This is a genomic window from Ignavibacteriota bacterium, assembly GCA_016212665.1.
Classification (GTDB): Bacteria; Bacteroidota; Ignavibacteria; order UBA10030; family SZUA-254; genus FW602-bin19.
In genome coordinates this window covers 1-6,186 of sequence record JACREZ010000017.1, presented here as the reverse complement: position 1 = coordinate 6,186, position 6,186 = coordinate 1, and the positions used below count along the sequence as shown (strand labels likewise).

The window sequence follows — 6,186 nt, the reverse complement described above, 5'->3', positions numbered from 1 at the left end:
TATAGATATATATGTTTTCTATAATCATGTCACCCCTTCGGGGTTTTGAACGGTGTTTTTGTGAGGGCTAATAAATGTCACCCCATTGGGGTTTTGAATGGTGTTTTTGTGAGCGTTAGAATCATGTCGCTCCTTTGGGGTAAAAAAAAACACACGACTATGAAAAATATTAACAACAACAATCCCGAAGGGATGAGATGATTATAGATTTGAATGAGCTGATGGAATGAATCCCGAAGGGATGAAATGATTAGGGAATTATATAAAATATTTTCCAATGTGTGTGATATGATGTCACCCCTTCGGGGTTGTAATTATTTGATTACATTTATTTCTAAAATTGTGTCACCTCGTTGGGGTTCAATTGTCGAGAAGAAATTCTGGTTTTAGTCTAAGTTCTTCTGAGTATAATATAAAACAGAAAGGTAATTGTTAGGAATGGCAGGAACATTTTCACAAATCTATATTCAAATTGTCTTTACCGTGAAGGGGCGCGATAATCTTATCGGTAAGCAATGGAAAGATGAATTACACAAATATATTTCAGGAATTATCAAGGGGAAGGAACAAAAGCCAATTATCGTCAATGGGATGCCTGACCACATCCATGCGTTTATCGGGTTGCGTCCGTCAATGGCAATTTCTGATTTGGTGCGTGACATTAAAAACAATTCATCTAATTTTATCAACGAAAGGAAATTTGTCAGAGGGAAATTTTTGTGGCAGGAAGGGTATGGCGCGTTTTCGTATTCTCATTCGCACATTCAAAATGTATATGAATATATTTTGAATCAGGAAGAACATCATCGAAGGAAAACATTCAAAGAAGAATACATAGAGTTTATGAATAAATTTGAAATTCCGTATGATGAACGATATTTGTTTGAATGGCTGGAATAATAATGTCACCCTATAATCATTTACCCCGCTGGGGTTTTGAATGGTGTTTTTAAAAAACATTTGTTTAATTCGATAAAAAATTTTACAATCTCCTTAGTGGCAATGGTTATGGAGAAATACTTACCGGTCACTTTTATAATTCACAGGAGTTACAACATTATTTTTGGTAGGTTGTTATGAAAGCAGTAAGTCGTCATCAGTTGTGTGTTATTCTTGTTCTTGTTCTTTTCTCTTTTTCACTTCAATACGCCGCGGAAAAACATCCGAAGGAGGGTGAGTCGCGTGCTTCCGAGCAAATGCTTGTGTCATGGTCGAAGCGAGTTCGCCAGGGTTCAAACCTGAAGATGTGGTTGAGTAATACCGGTGCAGTCGGTGTTCAGGCATGGGATGGTAATGTTCCGAGTGATAATTGTGGGACGATGGGGCTTGGCGCTACATATCCTGATTCATCATGTACAGAGCACCTTTATGGAGGTGGACCACTTGTAGGTGCTATAGTTAACGGCATCAGACATGTGAGTGAAGGTTATAACGGAAACAGTGGTGAATCGTATTTCCGTACTGACCAAAAAGATACTGCTCGTGATAAAATATGGTTCACTTCGATCGATACTTGGCAATCAAGCAATCGAAAAGGAATTGACGATGATGGTGACGGCTCGATTGATGAAGATGAACTCGACGGAACAGATAATGACGGCGACTGGAACGTTGCGACCGATGATTTGGGAAAAGATAATTTATCTGATGCAAATGAAACCGGTTGCAGAGGAAGTTATGACCCTGTTTCAAATCCTGACCCTGCGTTTGATAATTACGAACCATCAAAACGGGATTCATGTCGCCCTGATTTTTTTGGACGATTCCCCTACAAAAGCAGTAAAGACCATTACACACAAGGGAACGGGCTCCCTGACCATGGGGAACAACATGTAGATGAAGATTATGGCGCATTCTCTCAGAGCGATTATTATTGTTCGTATACGGATACTTTTTCAAACGCTCCGATTTCTCATCGCCCATTAGGAGCAAAAGTTTGGCAAAAATCATACGCATGGCAGAAGGGGAGTGCGGCGGATGCAATTATTATGATGGAGTATCAGATAGTAAATATTAGCAACGAAGCATGGAATGATATTTACCTCGGGTACTTTGCAGATATGGATATTGGACCGATCTATATTTCCAATTACCTTCATCATAATTATTCAGCATACGATTCTTCAACACGAACCGCTTATACTCGTAATCCGATAGATCGAGGCTCTACTCCATTAGGCCTTTCATTATTACAAACTGCAAGGTCATTTGATTCATTGCAACAAACTTTTCAATGGCACGATTTTGATCCTCCATGTGGAGGAACGAATGATGATGACGTATATAGTTGTATGAGTTGTGAATCTTTTGGAGGAGTTTGTATTGCACCGGATCAACTGCAAACGTCTTTGTTTGATACACGCTTCACTACTTCTCACGGTCCTTACCAAACTATGAATCCCGGGGATACACTAACAATGGTGTATGCGTTCGTTGCAGGGAATTCAGTTCCTGACATGCTGAATAATTCGCGCCGTGCGGAGCGAATCTGGAAGAGCAAGGGATTCATTATGCCGTTCGTCCAGGTTCACGATTCGGGCAGTGGTCGTCCGATTACATTGACATGGAGTTCTGATGCTCGTTCTCCATTCGGGGATGTCATTTCCTATAAAGTGTTGTATGGTACCGAGTCGGGCGTTTACACAGATTCGATCCCAACAGTCGATACAACAATTACATTCAATTTGCCTGTAGGACAAAATTATTATTTTGTCGTTCGTGCTGTTGATGAGTTTGGAAATGAAGGGGCGAACTCGGATGAGATGAATAATTTTCCTACTGCTCCAAAACATTTATCGGCTATTGGAGGTGAAATCTCTATTACTATTAATTGGGACAATAATTCTGACCCAGATTTGTTTGGATATAATATATACCGGCGCTCATCAATTGAAACAACCTTTACGAAACTAAACACAAATCTCCTCACGCAACCTAATTATGTTGATGAATCTGTGTGGGGTGATAAAGTTTATTTTTACAAGGTGGATGCAGTTGATATTGACGGTCGTTTGAGTGAATTTTCTTTAGAAGATTCTGCTTGGCTGAAGCGTCCGTCAATCCCAAAAAATTTTGCTGCTGGTGCAGGAAAGAATTATGTTCGAATATCATGGTATCCAAATGATGAAGGTGACATAAAAGAGTATAAACTTTATAAAAAATCGGACTCAAATTTTCAACTCTTTACTACAGTTTCTTCTACGACAACTTTAGTGAAAGATACTTTAGTAACCCAAAATTCTATCTATGGCTATTATCTTCAAGCTGTTGATACGACAGACGCAATAGGTGCTTCAACTTCTGTCTGGTATGCAAGACCTACATTGCCTACAAAATCTATTTTATTAGTCAATGTTCCTAGTAAAACACCCAATTACCATCCTCCTGCAGATTCTTTTTTTGCATCTTTGTTAAGAGATTATTCTTATCGCATGGTAACTTCTACTTCTATCTATGAAATTGAAAGTTATAAAACACTTATCGTAGTTGATGAGAATCCAATCTACAATGTTACTTCTTCTGTGTACCCATATTTTTTAAAATCCCATATACTCGGTGGGAAGAATCTAATTATTATAGGTAGAGAATTACTCTCGAAACGTGGCTTATTCTGGTACGAGTTCTTAAATGAACAATTTGGTTTAGAATCATTTGTTGTTGATTCAAACAAAACTTTTGTCGGTGCGGCTGGATTTCAGGGTTTCCCATCAATACAAATTGATAGCTCAAAGCTTGATTCACTCGGCGGACGATTGAATTATCTTGAGAGATTTCCCAACGCATCCGTTGACGAAATATTATATTCATATCAATCTAATCCGTTTGATGCAACTGCGGAAGGTCAACCCGTTGGATTGCGGGCAAGGGACACGTCGTTCCATATTTATTATTTCAGTTTTCCATTGTACTATCTTGATACAACAAGTGCGCAGGCATTTGTTGATAAAATTTTAAGTGAAGTAGGTGAACAACCCTTAGGCGTGAAAATAGATGAATCAATTCCTGAACACTTTACTTTATTGCAAAATTATCCTAATCCTTTCAACCCGGTAACAATTATTCAATTTCAATTACCTGAAACGCGATTCGTATCGTTGAAAATTTATAATATGATAGGTCAGGAAGTTGCAACTCTTGTGAACGAGAAATATTTAGCTGGAAGCTATAGTGTCAAATGGAATGCTCAGAATATTTCAAGCGGAATTTATTATTATAAAATGGTAGCGGGTGATTTTGTTGAAGTAAAGAAAATGTTGTATATCCGATAAGGATAATACAATGTTTACATGAAATCATTCTTTCGCTCTTTTTTCTTTTTTACTGTTTCGTTGTTCCTGAGTATTGCCAATGCTCAGGAACAACGCATGCAACTTCTCGGCAATCTGAATATTCCGCACGGTGTAAGCGGAGGCACGACCTATTTTTCCAGTTGCTGGGGATGGGTTTCTCCCGATGGACGGGAGTATGCATTACTCGGAACGTGCAACGGAACCTCCATCATTGATTTGAATTCCGATTCGTTGCGGGAGATTCAATTTATTCCCGGAGTGTTTGCAAGTTACTGCCTGCGGGAGATAAAAACTTACAAACAATACGCGTACATTGTAACAGAAGGGGGAGGCGGAACGCAAATCGTTGACCTCTCCTGCTTGCCGGATACTGCAATTCTTGTCAAGAATTTCATCTACCGTGATTCATCCAACAGTACAACGAAACACACGACGTATTCTCACACGGTGACAATTTCCGACGGCTATCTGTATCTCAACGGAAGCCGCGGATGGAAGCCAACAGGCGGCTCGGTAATTTTTTCTCTCCGCAATGACCCGACAAATCCCGAATTTCTTTTTGCATTGTCCACGAATTATTTCCACGATACATATGTTCGTAACGATACGATGTATGCGTCTTCAACCACATCGGGCGGCGGCGGCGGTTTGTTTATTGTTGATGTGAAAAATAAAACATCTCCGACGGGATTGGGGAAAATTTCTTACACGGGAAGCGGTACGCACAACTCGTGGCTTTCCCTCGATGGCAAGTATGTCTTCACCGCCGATGAAATCGGGACGACACAACACAACATGAAGGTGTGGGACATCAGCAATTTCCCGGAGTATCAACAAGTAACAAGTTGGCATGGAGAGCCGACGAGTATTGTTCACAATGTTCATGGGCGAGGGAACTACATTTACGTTGCACATTACAAAGCAGGAATGTATGTCGTTGATGTGCATGACCCGATATATCCGTTTACTGTAGATTTTTATGATTCGTATAATCCTGTCAATGATGGAATAGCGAGTCCGTTTGCCGGTTGCTGGGGCGTCTATCCATACTTTCCTTCCGGGCGATGGATAGGTTCGGATATGCAAACAGGACTCTATCTTTTTTCGTTTGATAGTTTGAAGCCGAGAGAACGTGTGCAATTGCTTTTGCCGGAAAATAATTCTATTACAGCGCCGTTACAATTCCTGTGGAGTTCTGCCGCATCGCAACATGATGACCCGCATCTGTATGATTTGTATGTCTCGTCTGATGTTGCAGATACAATTATTACAACAAACGACACGTCGTTTACTTTTACATCGTTCCCAAAGTTACGGGATGGACAACCGTTCGAGTGGTTTGTGGTTGTTCGGGATGAGTTTACGGAAGTATCAAGTACGGATACGTTTCATTTCACGCATATTGACCCGCTCGGAATTTCTGCCAACGAAGAGCAGACTTCGAAGTTTGAACTCAAACAAAATTATCCCAACCCGTTCAATCCCATCACAAAAATAGCGTTTGAATTACCAGCAACTTCTGAAGTATCGTTGAAGATTTACAACTCGCTCGGTGAAGAGGTGTTGAACTTACTTGATGCAGAATTGCTTTCATCAGGAAATCAGGAAGTGTACTTCAATGCCTCCGGCTTGCCTTCTGGAACGTATTACTATCGTCTAACGACTCCACAATTTGCCGAGACGAAAGTGATGATTCTTATTCGGTAGTAAGTTGTCTCAAAAGTTAAATTTACTAGTAGACGTAACCTTTGCCTACGGCATCGAGACTGTGTAAAAAGTCGGAACATTTTTTAAGAAAATCTGGTTTGAATACTAACATTTTAAATTTCAATTCTTTTTTATGATGCAACAAATCACTGGTGTTAGCCGTGAGCAAATTACATTGTTCCCGGAATCG

Annotated in this window: 3 protein-coding genes; all 3 read left to right on the top strand. The window is 40.0% G+C overall.

Annotation, left to right across the window (positions count from 1 at the left end; genetic code table 11):
• Positions 1-438: 438 nt before the first annotated feature.
• On the top strand, positions 439-900 hold the full coding sequence (tnpA, locus tag HY960_06200) for an IS200/IS605 family transposase (GenBank protein ID MBI5215327.1): 462 nt from the start codon (positions 439-441) through the stop codon (positions 898-900).
• A 176-nt stretch (positions 901-1,076) separates the two neighbouring features.
• Positions 1,077-4,268: a T9SS type A sorting domain-containing protein gene (locus HY960_06195; protein ID MBI5215326.1), complete on the top strand. Its 3,192-nt coding sequence runs from the start codon at positions 1,077-1,079 to the stop codon at positions 4,266-4,268.
• 18 nt (positions 4,269-4,286) lie between these two features.
• A complete protein-coding gene (locus tag HY960_06190; GenBank protein MBI5215325.1) occupies positions 4,287-5,996 on the top strand; it encodes a choice-of-anchor B family protein in 1,710 nt (569 codons plus the stop codon).
• Positions 5,997-6,186 lie beyond the last annotated feature (190 nt).